16 protein-coding genes are annotated in these 19,038 nt (G+C 46.2%); 5 read left to right on the forward strand and 11 right to left on the reverse strand.

Going from position 1 to position 19,038, the window contains the following annotated elements; all coding sequences use genetic code 11:
- Positions 1 to 42: 42 nt before the first annotated feature.
- The 11 genes from porU to hisH all read right to left on the reverse strand — a co-directional run bounded on the left by porU (position 43) and on the right by hisH (position 9,188).
- Positions 43 to 3,351 carry a type IX secretion system sortase PorU gene (porU, locus tag AC1XUF_RS14575; protein ID WP_483342530.1) on the reverse strand — a complete coding sequence of 1,103 codons (3,309 nt, stop codon included), beginning with the start codon at positions 3,349 to 3,351 and terminating at the stop codon, positions 43 to 45.
- Between the two features lie 46 nt (positions 3,352 to 3,397).
- Entirely contained in the window at positions 3,398 to 4,012 is a 615-nt protein-coding gene (locus AC1XUF_RS14580) for a hypothetical protein (protein ID WP_483342531.1), read from the reverse strand.
- Positions 4,013 to 4,081: 69 nt separating this feature from the next.
- Positions 4,082 to 4,261 carry a hypothetical protein gene (locus AC1XUF_RS14585; protein ID WP_483342532.1) on the reverse strand — a complete coding sequence of 60 codons (180 nt, stop codon included), beginning with the start codon at positions 4,259 to 4,261 and terminating at the stop codon, positions 4,082 to 4,084.
- Positions 4,262 to 4,411: 150 nt separating this feature from the next.
- The gene (locus AC1XUF_RS14590; RefSeq protein ID WP_483342533.1) at positions 4,412 to 5,185 is read right to left on the reverse strand and encodes a phosphoglycerol geranylgeranyltransferase; all 774 of its coding nucleotides are present in this window, start codon (positions 5,183 to 5,185) and stop codon (positions 4,412 to 4,414) included.
- Positions 5,182 to 5,589 carry a hypothetical protein gene (locus AC1XUF_RS14595; RefSeq protein WP_483342534.1) on the reverse strand — a complete coding sequence of 136 codons (408 nt, stop codon included), beginning with the start codon at positions 5,587 to 5,589 and terminating at the stop codon, positions 5,182 to 5,184. Before AC1XUF_RS14595 ends, AC1XUF_RS14590 begins: the two co-directional genes overlap by 4 nt.
- A gap of 96 nt (positions 5,590 to 5,685) precedes the next feature.
- A complete protein-coding gene (locus AC1XUF_RS14600; RefSeq protein WP_483342535.1) occupies positions 5,686 to 6,024 on the reverse strand; it encodes a phage holin family protein in 339 nt (112 codons plus the stop codon).
- A gap of 60 nt (positions 6,025 to 6,084) precedes the next feature.
- The gene (locus tag AC1XUF_RS14605) at positions 6,085 to 6,420 is read right to left on the reverse strand and encodes a phage holin family protein (protein ID WP_483342536.1); all 336 of its coding nucleotides are present in this window, start codon (positions 6,418 to 6,420) and stop codon (positions 6,085 to 6,087) included.
- A gap of 12 nt (positions 6,421 to 6,432) precedes the next feature.
- Positions 6,433 to 7,062 carry a bifunctional phosphoribosyl-AMP cyclohydrolase/phosphoribosyl-ATP diphosphatase HisIE gene (gene hisIE / locus AC1XUF_RS14610; protein WP_483342537.1) on the reverse strand — a complete coding sequence of 210 codons (630 nt, stop codon included), beginning with the start codon at positions 7,060 to 7,062 and terminating at the stop codon, positions 6,433 to 6,435.
- A gap of 20 nt (positions 7,063 to 7,082) precedes the next feature.
- Positions 7,083 to 7,856 carry an imidazole glycerol phosphate synthase subunit HisF gene (hisF, locus tag AC1XUF_RS14615; RefSeq protein WP_483342538.1) on the reverse strand — a complete coding sequence of 258 codons (774 nt, stop codon included), beginning with the start codon at positions 7,854 to 7,856 and terminating at the stop codon, positions 7,083 to 7,085.
- A 3-nt stretch (positions 7,857 to 7,859) separates the two neighbouring features.
- Positions 7,860 to 8,582 carry a 1-(5-phosphoribosyl)-5-[(5-phosphoribosylamino)methylideneamino]imidazole-4-carboxamide isomerase gene (hisA, locus tag AC1XUF_RS14620; RefSeq protein ID WP_483342539.1) on the reverse strand — a complete coding sequence of 241 codons (723 nt, stop codon included), beginning with the start codon at positions 8,580 to 8,582 and terminating at the stop codon, positions 7,860 to 7,862.
- A gap of 18 nt (positions 8,583 to 8,600) precedes the next feature.
- Positions 8,601 to 9,188, reverse strand: a complete 588-nt coding sequence (gene hisH, locus AC1XUF_RS14625) for an imidazole glycerol phosphate synthase subunit HisH (RefSeq protein WP_483342540.1) — start codon at positions 9,186 to 9,188, stop codon at positions 8,601 to 8,603.
- 286 nt (positions 9,189 to 9,474) lie between these two features.
- Here hisH and AC1XUF_RS14630 point away from each other — a divergent pair, with 286 nt between their 5' ends.
- The 5 genes from AC1XUF_RS14630 (at position 9,475) to AC1XUF_RS14650 (ending at position 18,909) form a co-directional block, all read left to right on the forward strand.
- A complete protein-coding gene (locus AC1XUF_RS14630; RefSeq protein ID WP_483342541.1) occupies positions 9,475 to 10,965 on the forward strand; it encodes a M14 family zinc carboxypeptidase in 1,491 nt (496 codons plus the stop codon).
- Between the two features lie 113 nt (positions 10,966 to 11,078).
- Positions 11,079 to 13,967, forward strand: a complete 2,889-nt coding sequence (locus AC1XUF_RS14635) for a TonB-dependent receptor (RefSeq protein ID WP_483342542.1) — start codon at positions 11,079 to 11,081, stop codon at positions 13,965 to 13,967.
- A gap of 54 nt (positions 13,968 to 14,021) precedes the next feature.
- Positions 14,022 to 15,698, forward strand: a complete 1,677-nt coding sequence (locus AC1XUF_RS14640) for an IPT/TIG domain-containing protein (protein ID WP_483342543.1) — start codon at positions 14,022 to 14,024, stop codon at positions 15,696 to 15,698.
- A gap of 170 nt (positions 15,699 to 15,868) precedes the next feature.
- Positions 15,869 to 16,492: a HupE/UreJ family protein gene (locus tag AC1XUF_RS14645; RefSeq protein ID WP_483342544.1), complete on the forward strand. Its 624-nt coding sequence runs from the start codon at positions 15,869 to 15,871 to the stop codon at positions 16,490 to 16,492.
- 35 nt (positions 16,493 to 16,527) lie between these two features.
- A complete protein-coding gene (locus AC1XUF_RS14650) occupies positions 16,528 to 18,909 on the forward strand; it encodes a M1 family metallopeptidase (protein ID WP_483342545.1) in 2,382 nt (793 codons plus the stop codon).
- Positions 18,910 to 19,038: the final 129 nt, after the last annotated feature.

Below are 19,038 nucleotides of genomic sequence, written 5' to 3' on the forward strand. Positions count from 1 at the left end.
TGAAAGATAGTTATTACTAAAAAAATGATAAGTTTTATTATATCAAGGAGAGCGTACCAGCTTTCCCGATTGTTGGTCAATACTATTATCCTTTAATGACCGGATTACCAATTGATATACAAGCATTGTATGCGGCAAGACCCAGTTTCTCAATTGCGCTGCACTGACAGATTCTCTCAGAGTAGCCTCACTGTTGTAATATTGCCAACGAAAATTTGCCAGGCGTTGACCGGTTGCAAGTGAAATATGAAGATCAACTTCTACATCCTCACTTACCCTGCTATGGCTGAGCTCAAAAGAAAGATCCTGGTCAAAAGGATTAGGGTAAACATTGAGCTTGTTAATAGCGATACCACTTGCTGCTTCCACTAGAAAACCGAACGCTATTTCTGAAAAGTTAGTATAAGTGTCCCATACTTTTACACGGACTATGTATTTACCGGTCGGTAGGTTCTCCAGTGGATATCTGATCATGCCGGACCGATAATCATCTGTGTTTGCCGTAAAATAATCGTTCAAAACGATGGTCAGCGTATCATTCAGTGTCATGGTGATGTCATGGCCGATGCCTGCATTGGATATATTTATCCCGTTTTCATCGCCGACCCGCACCCACAAAACCGGCGACGGTTCAACGGCATCACCATCTTTAAAAGACAGATCATTAAGATAACCCGCAATTTGGGGAGGCTTGTTATCCACAATTAACTCTCCGCTCCCGCCAATCGTCAGGTCCAGCTGAGCAGCGGCGTCAACGATACTATCGGATCTGATCGCAAAAATGCTCGCCCTGCCAATCCCCAGCCTGTAATCAATGTCCTTTGGCACCACAAATTCACAAGTCAATACCCCTTTTATAACAGATACGCTTCCATCGAACAACTTGCTGCGAAACTCTGCATAGCTAGCTGGATCTCCCTCATTTCCGAGCGTTTGAAATGGGGTTTGCTTATCGTAAACCGTGACCCTCGCATGGCCGTCAAACAAACTATCCCGAAGCCCGTTTTCACGGTCATAGAGCTCCGCTTGCAGACTCACTTTTTGCAATGCACGAAGCGTATCCGCACTTGTTTTCCAGCGGATACCCCTTTCGCCATTTCCCAGCTTCATCGACGGGTCACCCAAAAGCGTAAAATTACGGTTAAGGCTGCCGACCAATGCTTTATTCTTTGTTTCCCTAAAAAAATCTCCCATCCTCCTTCCTTCGCCTGGCTGGATCAGAGATTCATAAAATGCTTTGCTTAAAGTAAAGTTCGTGCTGGAATAAACAGGCCGCGTTGTACTGATTGCGCCAATTGCCGCGCCTTTTGGACTTAAAACCATGATCTCAGCTCCCGAGACCGTTCCTGGGTCATCGTACCGGCCAAAATCACAAGTAGCCGTGAACAATAACGGCAGGTTATCGATACCTCGTGCCGTTTGCATATCAGCCAATGTCAGTATCTGTTCCTCAGCCCAGCCACTGACGCCACCATGACCGGTGTAGTTAAGGATCAGGGTACCGTTATCAATCCCGCTTTTGATAGCCTTGTTCACCGCAGGCGCTTTTTGTCCTTCAGTGGTTGTTGTCTGAGTGAACGCATCCACGAAGATCCGGGAAGACAGAAAATTTGTCTGGACCAGTTTTGCCAGCTGATCCGCATGGCTTTGATGAATGTTCCCATCCCCGTCATCAGCGACAAATTTGATCGAATTCTTCCAGTTTCCCGTCGAACGGCTTGATTCGTAGCGTATCAGCTTGTCCACAATTGTTTCAGCCTCATAAACCGACTTGACGGGTAACCGGCCAACCCCGATATCCATGGTATGATCACCGGCAGTGGACTCTGCCCAGGTTCCCTCGTCTGTTTCCATAAAACCATAGTAATCATCCGAAGAATAGGTATAAACGGGATTCAGGGATTCCCGGCTTTCGTATACAGGAATCCAGTTATTACGCTGGCTTTGCCATTGATTTTTCAACCTGTTCCTGTAATCATAGGTAGCGTCGCCGAAGAGAAGAAGGTATTTAAGTTGCCCCGGATTCTTCTTATAAAGCATTCTTGTAAAATCCCGAATGGCCGTAACATCCGGTTTCCCGGAGGCAAATTCATTATAAACTTGCTCACTGGTTACGACCAATGTCTGCAGATGATCATGCGACTCCCTGAAAACCGCAAGCCTTCTGGCCTCCCCTTCCCAGGCCTGCGGCGTGACAATGAGAAGGTCGGGGGTATCCAGCGAGGTGATGTCCTGATTGGCTACCCGTTGCCAGGAAGTAAGCGCATAAGCCTGGTCAGTTCTGAACCCAATAAAAACACCTGTTCGCTTTGCCCCTATAGCTGTAATTGATAAGGTTCCGGAAGTATTTTGAGCATTGATCGCGACTGGTATGGCCGGCCTTGTAATGTCCCATAAATTCCATCCGTCGGCAGCATTCTTGAACTGATATCTTACAGTATCTGATGGATGCGGAAGAAAATGATAAATCTGCTGTTGCCCATAGAAGCGGAGGTCCCTTTTTACCTGTAATCCGATATAATTCAGATAAGCCTGTGCTGAACTTTGTCCATTCTTGTCATAATTGATATTGACCTTAAAACTGGAGGCCGAAGGAGCGCTGAACTTGTAAGTTGCTTCCGACCTTAAAGCCCTCACATCGTAAGTCCCGCCACTGACCGTCCCTATCCCGCCTTCGCCCACCGAAAGCCCGTTGACCTGCCAAATGAATTTGGTGGGTACCTGAGCTGACCCAATCGCCGAAGTCCGCAGTTTCATATCCGATGATGGTATTACACCCGGAATGTCCACGTCAATGTTTAAAGGTGAGCCGCCCAAATATTCGCCAAACCATTCCCTGCCCGATTTCAGAAGATTTGTATTTTCTGTCTCATGGTACCAATAATCATCAAACTGATCGATCAGGGGCGCATTGGCTGAAGAAATTACCGGCATATTACGAATCCTCAGTCCTTGCCCCTGCTCCAGGCCCAGAAAGTAGTAGCTTGTATCGGAATAGTAATTGATTTGATGCTGCAACTCAGACTTAATCGAATCGAAAACAATGACATGAGGATTTTCTGCATAAAAATAAATGGCGTCCGCATTGTCCAATTTACCATCCTCCTCACCCTGCACCCAGATAGCATTCTCGATAAGTCCGGTTGCAGGCTTTTCCATATTTGTCTGAGATAACATAGCACCGCCATTGCCATAAACCCGGATTTGATTCGGAGTAATCCTGGTTGGATCAATGCCCATTTTGCGAAGTGTAGCACCATCAATCTTATGAACGCCTGATTGCGTGATGGCTAGCTTGTACCATAAGCCTGTCGAGAGCACCGATTGAGCCTGTAAAGAAATACGAAGCATTATTCCCAAACAGGTCAGAGCTATTCGGTATTTCAATATCTGTAAGTCAGCACGCTTCAACCAGTGCATGGGCGGGAATTGTGTAAAGGCGTTGCGAAACCTGATCTGTGCACAGCACACGGGTCCGTCTCAATGTTCCGCGGGTGAAAGTCCGGTTTTGGAAAACAAAGCTTGAACCTTCATTCAACTGCACCAATGCAATTCTTCCCGCCTGTAAAGCCTGCTCATCGTACTTTCTGATTGCATTAAAAAGCAATTGGTCTCCTCCGGTAGATGCAGCAGGGTTTTGAGCATAACGAAGCAACGGGCCAAGAATATCTTCCGGAAAAATACTTTCTATCATAACCGGCGCAAGGAGTGTCCTGAACTCATGCTTCCACTCAGAACCGTGTGGGGCTACCCGCTTTCTGAACCTTCCTTTGTATTTGTAATGAACTACACAGTGCGCAACTTCGTGCAGATAGGTGATCAGGAAATTATAGGGGTTTAAATTAACATTAACCGTAATTCGCGGAGTGAAACCTGGCCTTACCGTAAAATCGCCGAGCCGGGTACGCCGGGGACGTGAAAGAAAGAATTCAAACTTGTAATTGCGATACAAATCTTCACAATATGAGCTTGCCAATTGGGGCACATGCAAGCCGAAGGATATGTTTTTCATCCATTAAATAAAAAAAGAAAAGCCCTATTTTCATAGGGCTTTTCAAGATTTTCGACTTGTACGTCTGAATTACTTCACTGTATCAGCAGCAGCTGTATCAGCAGCAGCTGTATCAACAGCAGTAGTATCAACTGCAGGAGTTTCAACAGTTACAGCAGTTGTGTCAGCAGATTCGTCAGCTGGTTTGCTAGTACAAGCAGCGAAAGCTACCATCCCGGCAACAAACGCAAATGCAAAGAATTTTTTCATTTCTTGGGTGTAATTAAGGTTCGTTGCAAAGGTAACACGATAGGATCGAATATTCCTAAATTTTGAGTTTGTATTTTTCCAAGAACTTAAAAATTCCTTAGAAAATATTCTAAACACTTCATTTAGTCCTATTATTTCTACTATGTTTTACTAAACCTGTTCCAAATTCCTGTTAAACGAGGTCACACAGGCTGCGATCTCGGGAAGAAGATCGGGATTTTGTTCAATTCCGTTACCAACAACGATCACATCCGCGCCGGCATTTAATGCATTTTCCGCCTTTTCATAGGAATCAATACCGCCGCCGACAATGATAGGTGTATCCACTGCCTGCCTCACGGCTTCAATGGTTTCAGCGGCCACAGGGAACTGTGCGCCACTGCCCGCGTCCAGAAATATGTTCTTTAACCCTAAATATTCTCCGGCCAATGCAGTACAGGCCACGATACCCGGCTTGTCCCTTGGAAGCGGAGTTGTGTTACTTATATAGGAAACGGTCGTAAGCCTTCCGCTTTCGATGAGGAGATAGCCTGTTGGCAAAACCTCAATCCCACTCCGTTTTAACAAAGGTGCGGCGATCACATGTTGCCCGATCAGTAATTCGGCATTTCGCCCGGAAATGAGGGAGAGCAAGAGAATAGCGTCCGCAGAAGGGTCGATATGCAAGCTGCTACCCGGAAACAGGATAGCAGGAATTCGGGTATACTCGTGGATTGCTGCGATCAGTTTGTCTATCGCATAGTTTGTGATCAGGCTACCACCAACAAAAAAGAAATCCACACCCTGCCGTTCCGCGTAAGTGAGGAATTCGGGAAAGGTGGAAAAGTTAACTTTATCAGGATCTAAGAGAACAGCAAACGATTTCCGTTTTTCTCTTCTTCGCGTAGAAAGGAGGTCTGCGATTTGATGATTCGCTGCTTTCATTCAGTTTTTCGTTCGTCTTCAATTAAATGCTTTAGCCTCTGGCGCGCCCATCCCACTGCTAATGTCCAGGCTAAACTTTGAACCGCTTTTCCAACCGAAAATTGGGCTTTCTTTTTAGGGATTTTGCTTTTCTCAACCAGCACCAGCTCTTCCGGCCTCTCTTCTTTCTCTTTCTTTTTTCCTTTTGGCAAAAAAGCATTCATTACTAAAAAAGAAGTTGCAACTACCCCTCCTATCACCAGGGCCTGCTTTCCGACACCGGTGGCCTGGGTTTTAAGATCACTCCATTGATGCTCGAGCTTGTCACGATAAACATCCGCATCCAGCAGCAAGTCCTGTTTGTCTTTATCCGTATCAGAAGAAAAGGGCCTTATTTTTACGGAAGAATCTATTGGCGAATTCATTTCATCCCTGTTTAATAGTGGTTTATGAAGCTTCCAAAAGGAATCCAAAAATAGCAATTCGGGTCAAAATATTTCCTAAAGTAACCATCTAAAGCGTTACCCCTCTTTGTCTTTGGTAAAACGAACGATGATGCCCCGGATCAAACGGACCCAGTTTTCTTTCCAAACAATCCAGACAACCAGTTTCAAAATAAAGACTCCCAACAGGATCAGGTATCCCATGTAATCACTGTCCAGCCATCTGTTAAGGAAAGTGCCTATCAGTATAACGACCAAGATCAGTATCGTAAGCGCTATACACAACAGCAATGCGGCATACAATGCCATGACCACTGCACGTTCAATTTTATCTCTGGTCTCAATTTTAAACAGATCGATCCGGGTCTCGAAATATTTAAAAAGGGTGTCTTTGATTTCCTCTAATTGACTTAGCATAAGCGGTAGTTGTCAAATCATGTGCATTCAATTATCGCCTGATACCAGGCCAACTGTACACTAATCCAAAAACATACCAAGAATGGCCGAAACGACCGAAACCACGAGACTAAATAACAATGCAGAGATGAAATTGCTGATCGCAAATCCGTCGACCAGATAGGTAGCCAGATAAATAACGAACACATTGACTACAAAATAAAACAGACCCAACGTGAGGATTGTAATCGGCAAGGCTAAAATCTGAAGGATGGGCTTCAGAAACGTATTCAGGATGCCCAACACGATCGCTGCTATGAATGCCGAACCGACACTGGTAACCACAACACCGGGTACTAAATAACCTGCTATCAATATAGCCAAAGTACTGATTACAAGACGTAGGAGTAATTTCATACAGTTTCCGATTTACTGGTGACGGCTACGAAGTACGTCAATTACCTCGTCTAAGTCAATGTTTTTCTGTTCCAGGAGGACCAAAAGATGGAACAGCAAATCCGAAACTTCATTTTTAAAAAGTTCGCTGTCATCATCTTTCGCTTCGATTACCACTTCCACTGCTTCCTCCCCAACCTTCTGCGCAATCTTATTGATTCCCTTTTTGAACAGACTGCTGGTATACGACGCTTCCGAAGGGTTTAATTTTCTTTCCCGGATAACTTTCTTCTGAAGGTAATTGAGAAATACCGCTTCCCCGATCCGCACAGCCTGGCTATTTTTTTCCCCAAAACATGTATCCGCACCTGTGTGACATACCGGACCGGCGGGGGTTGCCTTGATCAGCAGGGTATCGCCATCGCAATCGGCTGTTATCTCGTTCACAAAAAGAAAGTTCCCCGAAGTTTCGCCCTTTGTCCACAAGCGCTGTTTACTGCGGCTGAAAAAAGTGACGGTACCCTCTTTCTTTGTTTTTTCCAATGCTTCCAAATTCATGTAACCGAGCATCAGAACTTTATCCGTGTGCAGGTCCTGAATGATTGCCGGTACAAGCCCGTCGGCAGATTTTTCAAAGTCAATTGTTGAAAAGGATTCGCTCATTTGAGTCGTGAGTTTAATGACTACCGGGTCATTCTGATCGGCAAGTCTTTGTTTTTAAGATATTCCTTTAAATCCGGAATATCGATTTCCCGAAAGTGAAAAATACTTGCAGCCAGTCCGGCATCCGCTTTCCCTGCCGTAAATACGTCATAAAAATGTTCCATAGTTCCTGCTCCGCCGGAAGCGATTACCGGAATATTGGCACTTCCCGAAACAGTAGCAGTAAGTTCCAGTGCAAAGCCAGTCTTAGTACCGTCTGTGTCCATCGAAGTCAATAAGATCTCGCCTGCCCCACACTCCTCTACCTCCTTAGCCCAGGGGATCGTCCTGATCTCCGTCGGCTTCCTGCCGCCATGCGTATGAACGACATGTTCGTAACCATTTTCTGTTGCAATGTAACGTGTATCTATGGCGACGACAATGCATTGGCTGCCGAACTCCAGGGATAGTTCATTGATCAGGTCAGGATTTCGCACAGCAGCCGAATTGATCGAAACCTTATCGGCCCCTGCATAAAGCAAGGCAGATACATCGGCAACAGAGGAAATTCCGCCACCGACCGTAAAAGGGATATTAATGGTCTGCGCTACCCGGCGAACCAGATCAATGAAGGTTGAGCGACCATCAATTGTAGCCGTAATATCCAGGTAAACCAACTCGTCCGCTCCGTGGGCCGCGTACAATGCACCCAGTTCCACTGCATCCCCTGCGTCGCGCAGATTGACGAAATTAATTCCCTTTACTGTTCTGCCGTCTTTTACATCCAGGCAGGGGATAATCCGTTTAGTGAGCATAAGTCAAGCTGAAAAACGCTGTAATTCTGCAAGGCTGACCCTATTTTCATAAATCGCCTTGCCGATGATCACGCCATAAATTTTCATTTCCGCCAGCTTTTCCACATCCTCAATACCACTTATTCCGCCGCTGGCGATAATTTTCAGTTCAGGGCATTTGTCCTGAAGGTTTTTATAAAGATCAAAAGAAGGACCTTGCAACAATCCATCTTTCGCGACATCCGTACTGATCGTATATTTCACTCCTTTTTCGACATATTCTTCTACAAAGTCATAAACCCAGATCTGCGTACCTTCCTCCCAGCCGCTTACCGCAATTTTTTCATTTTTCGCATCTGCCCCGAGAATTATCTTTTCCCCTCCATAGACAGAAAGCCAGTTTTGGAAAACTTCCGGCTGTTTTACAGCAACGCTTCCGCCGGTGACCTGTTTTGCCCCGCTCTCGAAAACAGTCCGTAAATCGTCGTCAGACTGTACCCCGCCGCCGAAATCGATATATAGTGATGTTCTCGAAGCGATTTTCTCCAAAACTTTCCAGTTGACCACTTTTTTGACCCTTGCTCCGTCAAGATCCACCAGGTGCAGTCTTTTCAGTCCGGCATCCTCGAATTCCAATGCAACTTCAAGCGGATCTTCATTATAAATTATCTTCTTGCCATAATCTCCCTGGGTTAGCCTGACGCACTTTCCGTCGATCATGTCGATAGCCGGTATTATTTCTATCATTGCGGGTGGGTTTATCCTTTAAATATTCAAAAAGTTTTCAATGATCTTTTGCCCTATATCCCCGCTTATTTCACAGTGAAACTGGGCAGCATAAAAGTTATCTTTCTGCAACATGGCGCTGAAAGGCGTGACATATTCGCAGCTCGCAACAGTATAGTCGCATACAGGAGGTGCAAAACTATGTACAAAGTAAACAAACGCATTGTCGGGTATCCCGAAAGTGAGCGCCGACTTGTAATCGGATATATTGTTCCAACCCATATGGGGGACTTTTAATTCGGTATTTGTCGGGAACCGTTTGACATCCACATCAAAGATACCCATGCATTCGGTGTTGTTTTCCTCCGAAAAACGGCACATCAGCTGCATCCCGATACATGTTCCGAAAACCGGCTGCTTCAATGAGGGTATCACCTTATCCAGTCCTGTTTTCCGCAGATAATTCATGGTAGTACTGGCCTCGCCTACCCCCGGGAAAATGACTTTATCGGCCGATCCGATCTCCTCCACATCATCCGTATACAGGTAACCAGCACCGATGCGGTCGAGCGCATACATGACCGACTGCACATTTCCAGCGTTGTATTTAATTATGACGGTTTTCATTGAATTTTGATATTGAGGCCTAAATAAAAAAAGCCCGATTTACAAAAATCGGGCTTCTGGGATACTATGTATTCAACCTTATTACAACACTACTTGCAAAAACATATCATCCAAGACGTCCGAAAGCCTGATGGCTATGATGAAATTGATGATGTGTTTCAGCTTTGAACATGATGCAAATGTAAGCAAAATTTTAGAAACAGAGGACTGCCGTTCAGTAAATATTACATTAAAATTTGCTTAGAAAATTCTTGTACATTGCGATCGTAAACAGGCATTCAACTGCATGAGACCATTCATTTCACAACTATTCCTTTCAATTATTACCTTGACTACCATTGAATCACAGGCCCAAACCGAAGACATGGCACGCCGGCTTTTTGATAAACACGCTACCTACAAAGAAGCTTCCTTAACCCAGCGCCGTTTCAAACAAAAGGACATTCTCCCCTTGATTTCCAAGCGCCAGGGCCATCCGATTTATACCATTGAGAAAGTAGGCGAATCCTTTGAAGGCAGGCCTATTCAAATGATCAAAGCAGGTTCCGGAAAGAGAAAAGTGTTGCTGTGGAGTCAGATGCATGGCGACGAACCTACTGCAACGATGGCCAGTTTTGATATTTTCAATTTTCTGGAAGGGAAAAATGACGGATTCGACAATTTCCGCAAAGGCTTGCTCGAAAATACCACCTTGTATTTTGTTCCCATGCTCAACCCGGACGGGGCCGAACGTTACCAGCGCAGGACCGTTCAGGGTATCGATATGAACCGCGATGCGGCAGCAAGGCAAACCCCCGAAGCAGTAATATTGAAAAGCCTGGTAGACAACCTGAAACCGGATTTCGGCTTTAACCTGCACGACCAAAGCCCTCGCTACTCCGCTGGCCGCAGCCCCAAAGTTGCCACTATATCGTTCCTCGCCACTTCTTACGACTATGAGCTTTCGATCAACAAGGTACGTGAGCGTTCCATGCAGCTGATCGTAGGCATGAACAATATCCTTCAAAAGTACATTCCCGGCCAGGTTGCCCGCTACTCCGACGATCATGAACCGAGGGGGTTTGGTGATAACGTTCAGAAGTGGGGCACGACACTCGTTCTGATCGAGTCGGGAGGGTATGTCGGGGATCCTGAAAAACAGTATATACGCCAGCTTAATTTTGTCGCCATTTTGTCTGCACTGGCCAAGATCTCCGACAATTCATTAACAAAGGAAAATCACGAGGATTACTATAAAATCCCGGAAAACGGCAGGTGGCTATATGACCTCGTCGTACGCAATGCGACGGTCAGGCAGTCGGGCAAATCATTTACTGCCGATTTCGGGATCAACAGAAATGAAGTGAACTATTCCAATGCGACCAAATTCTTTTATCATAGTAAGATCGAAGATTTTGGCGACCTGCACCCGCAGTACGGCAGCCAGGAAGTCGACGCCAGCGGCCTCACAGTAGAGAAAGGAAAAGTTTACCCGATTGCTTATAAAAACGTCAGCGAGATCAGCAGACTCAGAGCTGTAAACCTCTTAAAAGAGGGATATACTTACGTTCGGCTGGCACCAGATAGCAACACGCGCGCACTCGGAGTTTATTTCACGACTTCCCCACTGCACATTCTCCGAAGCGGTCAATCGGTACCCTCCGGGACACCGGGGCTAGGGCATACGGCTACTTTTGTCCTTAAAAAAGCTGGTAAAATAAAGTACGCCGTAATCAACGGTTTTGTCCATGATTTGGACAATTTTGAGGCGGAGGATGGCCAGGGAATTATCGAGTAAATACCTGATTTTTAACAAAAACGGCTTTTTTTAAATAACTGAGTCATAATATAGCCTTAACATTGGGGTAACATTGGCGATCTACTTTTGTGTCGAAAATTTGACACCTAAGAATGAAAACCAAACTATTTACAATTCTCATTTCCCTCTCAGCTGTTCTTACAGCATTTGCAGGCCCCGGGTCCATTCGCGGATCCATCAAAGATGCTAAAACCAAAGAAGCGCTCATTGGAGCATCCGTTTTGATCGAAGGCACACAGATCGGAGCTGCCGCCGACGTGGACGGAAGTTTTGTCCTTTCCAATGTTCCGGCCGGTACTCACAAAGTCATCATCACTTTTGTTTCTTACCAAACCAAAGAAATTCCCAATGTAAGGGTCGAGTCTGGCAACACGACCGTCATAGATACCGAGCTGGATGAAGAAGGCACAGCCTTGCAGGAAGTTGTGGTAAGAGGTGCCCGTGCTACAAACACCGAAGTTGCGGTAATCAGTGAGATCAAGCAATTGAAGCCCATTGCGGTCGGAATCTCAGCACAGCAGATACAGAAATCACAGGATAGGGATGCTGCTGCAGCCATTCGCCGCGTACCAGGTGTGAGCATTGTCGACAACCGCTTTGTCATGATTCGTGGTTTAGGCTCGCGCTACAATGCCGTTCTAATCAATGATGTCATTACGCCTTCAAGCGAAGTCGATACCCGTTCATTCTCGTTTGACCTGGTACCGAGCAACATCATCGACCGGATGATTGTTTACAAATCCGGTTCAGCCGAATCGCCAGGTGATTTCGCAGGTGGTGTAATCAAGATTTATACCAAACGCCGGCCCGACCAAAACTTCACCGATGGGGCAGTTACCGTAGGTTATCGTGCCAATACCACATTTCAAAACGTTCAGACGCATACCCGTAGCGGCGCTAATATCCTGGGTTTATGGGGTGCAGACCAGACATTATCGAGCGCATTCCCAAAGCGATCAGCTGATTTCAATACGTTGAGCTCTCCTGAAAGGGCTGCATACGGAAAACTTCTTCCTAACTCGTGGGGCCTGAAAAACATCAATGTCTCTCCTGACCTGCGCCTTGCATTCAATATGGGCCGCCGCTTCGATATCGGCAACGTGGATGTAAGCAATATCACCAACATCAACTACTCCCTTACCAATCAATATTCGAACATTGCGCTTAAACTGTATCAAAATGGTTTGACAGCCAATGACGTTTTTGAAAAATATAACGATGCAAATTACTCCCGCCAGTCACGGATCGGGGTACTTCATAACTGGACTTTCCGCTTCTCCCCTGTTTTCAACCTGGAATGGAAGACTCTTTTCAACCAGTTGGGCAATACGGAGACAGTGGCTCGTGACGGACAGCGCGTGGTGGACGGTTATGACGTACGCAACTACTCGCAACGTTTTGAAAACAGAAGCATTGTTACAACCCAGGTATCCGGAGATCACAAGATCGGCGACCTGACCAAATTGAACTGGATTACCGGTTTCGGCTATACAGGCCGCTGGGAGCCAGACTGGAAAAGGATCCGTTTCCAGCGTGTAACCGGTCAAACTGGCGCTGATGGACAGCTAAGCCCGTTCCAGGCAGTAGCGCCTATCGATCCTAACCCGATTGACCTCGGCCGTTTCTACTCCAAATTGAACGAGCGCGTATTGACACTCGCTGTAAATGGCGAGCACGCTTTCGGTAATCCTACTGACCGTGAGCCTAACAAAATCCGCTTCGGGGTTTACGGCGAGCGTAAAGACCGCGATTACTCAGCCCGTTTTTATGGCTACACCAATGTAGGTAATGCTTCAAACATTCTCCGCGGAGATATAGGTACAATTTTCACTCCTCAAAATGTTACCGGCCTCGACGGTGGACTGACCATCAAAGACGGTACCAAAGACCTGGATTCTTACCAGGGTATCAATAACTACTACGCTGCGTATGTAAGCGGTGATCTCAATTTTGGTTCAAAAGCGATACTTACATTGGGTTTCCGTGGCGAATACAACAACCAACAGTTGCATTCAACGGTTGTAAATGTGAGAAAAGAGCTCGTCAACAACATCGTGTTCATCCCTCTGCCTTCTTTGAACTTCACTTATAAGCTGACAGAAAAGCAAAATTTGCGCCTTGCCTATTCTTCTACACTGAACAGGGCTGAATTCAGGGAATTGGCTCCATTTACATACTTCGACTTTAACCTGCTTGCGGATATCCGCGGAAATACGGCGCTTAAAACTGCTAAAATCCAGAATCTGGATGCGAAATGGGAGTTTTACCCTTCACAGAACGAGCTGATTTCGGTTACCGGTTTTTACAAACACTTCAAAAACCCGATCGAAACCTTCCTGATCCCTACCGGAAACGGATTGGCTTACACCTTCATCAATGCAGGTACCGCTCAGAGTTACGGAGCTGAATTGGAGATCCGCAAAGGGTTCCAGGAAGCAGCAAGCCAGTTTATGCAAAACATTACCCTTATCGCCAACGCGTCGATTATTAAAAGCAGCGTGAACCTGGGACAAGTTGTGGAAGGTCCGGATTTGAGCGGCACTATCCAGAAATATGACCTGACCGGTATCACCGACTCAAAACGTCCAATGGCCAACCAGTCGCCCTACCTGATCAATGGAGGTGTTTATTACGCCGAACCAAGCGGCTGGCAGTGGAATGTGCTTTACAACGTATTTGGGCAGCGGATTTTTGCAGTGGGTAACATGGACAACCCAACGGTTTACGAAATGCCACGCCACGTCGTCGATCTTAACGTCAGCAAGAAATTCAGAAACAATCTCGAAATCCGGTTAGGCATCCAGGACATCTTCAACCAACCGGTACGCTATTCCCAAGATTTCAATCACGACGGAAAAATCGGCAAAGACGTGACGTCTGCTAATGCAAGCGCTGATCAGGATATCCGCAAGTTCAAAAGAGGGAGCTACTTCTCATTGACTGCAGCCTACAACTTTGGCAAAAGGACTGTTATTCCCTAAACCTTTGACTTCAACCATTCATAACTATTATCTGTAAATCAACTTCAATTCACTATGATTATCAAAAAAAGTCGGTCGTATTTTCTACTTCTAATCGCCGGCCTGTTCATGGCAATGTCGGCCTGTAAAAATGACGACGAACCAGATCCGGTTCAGGAAGTTTTAACAGTTTCTTCGTTCGCGCCAACTACCGGGGCGGTCGGAACCAAAGTTGTGATCACAGGAACAAAGTTCAGCACAACCCCTGCAAGCAATACCGTTTTGTTTAATACTACTCCGGCGACAGTAACTGCGGCAACTGCTACTTCGCTCGAAGTAACCGTTCCAACTGGCGCTACTACCGGCGTTATATCCGTAACAGTTGGCGGCGTAACTGTTAAAAGCACATCTACCTTCACGGTTTCTGAAACGGTTCGTTCAGTTGTGGAAGTAACAGGTGAAATCAAAGCCGATACAAAATGGACGGCTGACAAAATTTATCTTTTGAAAGGTTTTGTATATGTTGCCTCCGGCGCGACGCTTACCATCGAGCCAGGTACGCTTATCAAAGGTGCTAACAAAGATGCCGATCCAACTGCATCCGGAAAAGGTGGCGCACTGATCATCGAAGCCGGCGCTAAATTAATGGCGGTAGGTACGGCTGATAAACCAATCGTTTTCACTTCCAATGCCGATCCAGGAAAACGCACATATGGTGACTGGGGTGGTGTTGTTTTAATTGGTAAAGCACCAAACAACCGTCCCGGAAGTACTGCTTTCGAAGGTGGTATCCGTGGTACGATCGGAACGGACAACATTGCTGCTGACAATTCGGGAACATTGCAATATGTACGTATCGAGTTTGGCGGTATCGCATTGAGCTCCACTGCAAATAGCGAGATCAACGGTCTTACATTGTACTCTGTAGGTTCTGGTACTACAATCGACCACATTCAGGTTTCTTACAGCGGTGACGATTCTTACGAATGGTTCGGTGGAACTGTAAACATGAAGTATCTGGTAGCTTACCGCGGTTTCGATGATGATTTCGATACAGACTGGGGTTTCACTGGAAAACTACAATACGGAGTTTCATTGCGTGACCCCGAGTATGCGGATCAGTCTGCCTCTAACGGCTTCGAATCTGATAACTACAACCCGGGCGAGCCAGCAACTGACGCTAATGCAGGTTTACCGTTGACTGCCCCTGTATTTGCCAACTTCAGTAATTTTGTTACTGCCGGCACTCCTTCTACTGCAACGGTGAAAGGAAGCGGTGGATACCAATCTGCCATGCACTTGCGCAGAAATACATCTATTAGCATCCTTAACTCGCTTTTTGTAGGATATCCTGAAGGTCTTCGTCTGGACGGAACTGCAACAGGTACTTATGCCAATGCAACTGCCGGCACGCTGGACCTACGAGGGCTGGTATTAGCTAACAACACCCTTCCGGTTACAGGAAAAGGCGCGATCACAGATGCACAGGCTACTGAATACTTCTCAGCAGCTGCTCGTAAAAACACGATCGTAACTGACCTTGCTTCTCTGGTATTGAATGCCGACAATTTCAAATTGGGTGCCCCAAGTTTCCTACCGGGAGCAACTTCACCATTACTGAAAGATGCGGTATGGGATGGCAAAGGTGCTGACGCTTTCTTCACAAAAGAAACATTCAGAGGTGCTTTTGGAACAACAGACTGGACTACTGGCTGGACCAACTGGGATCCACAAAATACGATCTACAAATAAGCTTATAAAAATCTTATATAATTGGTGTCAGAATTTAGAAAGGCCGGGAGCATATGCTTCCGGTCTTTTTCTTTCCATATTGCTTTACTCCGCTGAAAAGGATATATTCGGGTTCATTTATTTTGTCTTGACAATTATCTTGTCAGGATTTTTCATTTTACTTCCTTTTAATGTCCGAGTTTCAGGCTTACCTACAACTAGGTTTTAATCATATCACCGACTCCAAAGGTTATGATCACATCCTTTTTATTATGGCCCTTTGCACCATTTATACCCTGATCGATTGGAAAAAGGTAATTGTGCTGGTAACCGCGTTTACCATCGGGCATTCTATTACGCTCGCATTGGCGACAATGGGTTATGTCAGCATCCAATCCGAGTGGGTGGAATTGCTCATTCCCGGCACCATTATCATCACGGCATGCCTAAACTTCTTTTATAAAGTCCCCAAAAAGTCGTTCGGCAAGCAAGAGCAAAAATCCACGCTGAGGTATCCGCTGGCATTGGCGTTCGGACTGATCCATGGTTTGGGCTTTTCCAATTACCTGAGAGCGCTTTTGGGGAAAGAGGCCGAAATATTTAATCCGCTGCTTGGTTTTAATATCGGCTTGGAGTTGGGTCAGCTGATCATTGTGCTGATCATCCTATCTATTGCATTTGTCCTGATCGAGCTGCTGAGAATCCAAAGGATGAACTGGATCAACATATTGTCAGGAATTATAGTTGGAATGGCGTTATCGCTCATTCTCAATAACGAACTTTTCAGGACGCTCACCAGCTCCCCCACCAACTAAGAAAGAAGAATCAATATCTCAATGACCAACTAATCATGAAAAAAAGGCTGTTCCCAATCATTTTTCTGCTGATCCCTCTGGCTTCCATGGCCCAGCAGATCCCCGCTTCACCCAACTTCAAATACAACGACCGTTTCGAACAGCTTGGAACGGGATTACCTACCCCTAATTCCTTCCGTTCGGCATCTGGTGCACCAGGAAGAGAGTACTGGCAACAGCGTGCCGATTACGACATCAAAGCCGAACTGGACGATGATAACCGCCGGATTATCGGCTCAGAGACGATCACGTTTTTCAATAACTCTCCAGACGACCTGAAATACATCTGGCTGCAGCTGGATCAAAACCTTTTCAAAAAAGACGGGATCGGTGCAATGTCCAGAACGGGCACCATCAGCGACAAGGGAATGAGCACAACCCAGCTGGCCGCATTGAACAATGGCCGTGGCTCGAATCTTGATCCCAAAAAAGAATATGGCTACCAGATCTCCGCCGTCAGAGACAAATTGGGAAAAGCGTTGCCTTACACGATCAACGGTACCATGATGCGGATTGACCTTCCAATGGTCATGAAACCGGGTACCAGCATTGTTTTCGGAGTAGACTGGAGTTATTACATCACAGAGTACTATGGCCGAAGCGGTTATGAATATTTTCCAAAGGATGGAAATGCCAATTACTTTATCGCACACTGGTTTCCGCGTCTGGCCCCTTATGACGACGTCAACGGCTGGAATCACAAGCAGTTCCTCGGCCAGGGTGAGTTTGCTTTGATATTCGGAAACTACAAAGTAGCGATCACCGTCCCCGCCGACCACGTGGTAGCAGCCAGCGGCGAATGCCAGAATTATGCACAGGTATTGACGGCGACCCAAAAACAACGTCTGAAACAAGCGGAAACTTCCAAAACGCCGGTTATTATCGTTACGCAGACAGAAGCGGAAAAGGCAGAAAAACGGGAGAACAAAAATCCCGGAAAGAAAACCTGGATCTATAAGGCCGATAATGTAAGGGATTTCGCATTCGCCAGCAGCCGGAAATTCATTTGGGACGCCATGCAAAGCGATGTGTACAAAAGCGGGCGCAAGATCTGGTGTATGTCTATTTATCCAAAAGAAGGCAATCCGCTTTGGGAGCAGTACTCCACCCGAGCTGTCGCCCATACGTTGAAATCCTATGGAGCCCGCACTTTTGAATATCCATATCCAGTGGCCATTTCCTGCCACTCGGTTTCGGGTGGCGGTATGGAATATCCGATGATCAGCTTTAATGGTGGCCGCCCCGAGGAGGACGGTACTTACAGCGAGGCTGTGAAATATGGCATGATCGGTGTGATTATCCATGAGGTAGGTCATAACTTCTTCCCGATGATCGTGAATTCCGATGAGCGCCAATGGGCCTGGATGGACGAAGGGCTCAACACATTTTGCCAGTACCTGGCCGAAAAAGAATGGGATTACAACTTCCCTACCCGCCGCGGCGAACCCAATCAGATCACCGAATATATGTCGTCGGACAAGTCGGTATTGACGCCCATTATGGCTTCCGCTGAAAATGTGATCGGCTTGGGCCCCAATGCGTATGGCAAGCCGGCAACTGCGTTGAACATCCTGCGGGAAACTGTCATGGGCCGCGCATTATTCGACCATGCTTTTAAGGAATACGCAACCCGCTGGAGGTTCAAAAGCCCTACGCCTGCTGATTTTTTCCGTACCATGGAAGATGCTTCGGGCGTAGACCTGGATTGGTTCTGGAAGGGATGGTTTTATGGTACCGAGCCTGTAGACCAGGACCTGGTAAGTGTTGATTGGTTCAATATCAATACCCAAAACCCTGAAATCGAAAAAGAAATCGCCCGGAAAGAAGCTGCGAATAAACTGAACACCATGAGCAAAATACAGGATGCCAAAACAAAAGGTGAAACCGTAGTTGCCCAGGATTCGACCATGGCCGATTTCTATAACCGCTACGACCCATTTAAAGTGACGGAAGCAGATAAGCAGAAATATGAGCAATATCTGGCGACACTGACTGAAAATGAGCGCCAGCTTATCCAGGATAACCAGAATTTTTATACCGTTTCGGTTAAAAACAAGGGTGGGTTGCCAATGCCTGTCATTATCAAAATGGGCTTCGAAGACGGGACCGATTCCGTTGCTGTATACCCGGCTGAAATCTGGCGCTTCAATGATCAGCAGATCAACAAAGTGATCGTAACCAAGAAAAAAGTGGTGCAATGGACGCTGGATCCCTACATGCAGATTGCAGATATCGACACAGAGAACAATTCTTTCCCCCGCATTGCAAAACCAACCCGTTTCCAGATCTTCAAACAGGAGCAGGCCAAAAAGATGCCTAACCCAATGCAGATGCAGAGCCAAGGAGCAGGGAAGGTCAGTACCACCCCCAAAAATTAGCATTCCAACGCAATTGAATTTATATCCTTCTCAGGTCACCTTGGGAAGGATTTTTTATGCAATTCCAAAATAAAAGCTATGTAATTTCAAAATAAAATTCATGTAATTTCAAAATTCGAGTATATTTAG

The sequence above is a fragment of the Dyadobacter sp. HNCC25DJ185 genome (assembly GCF_056895195.1).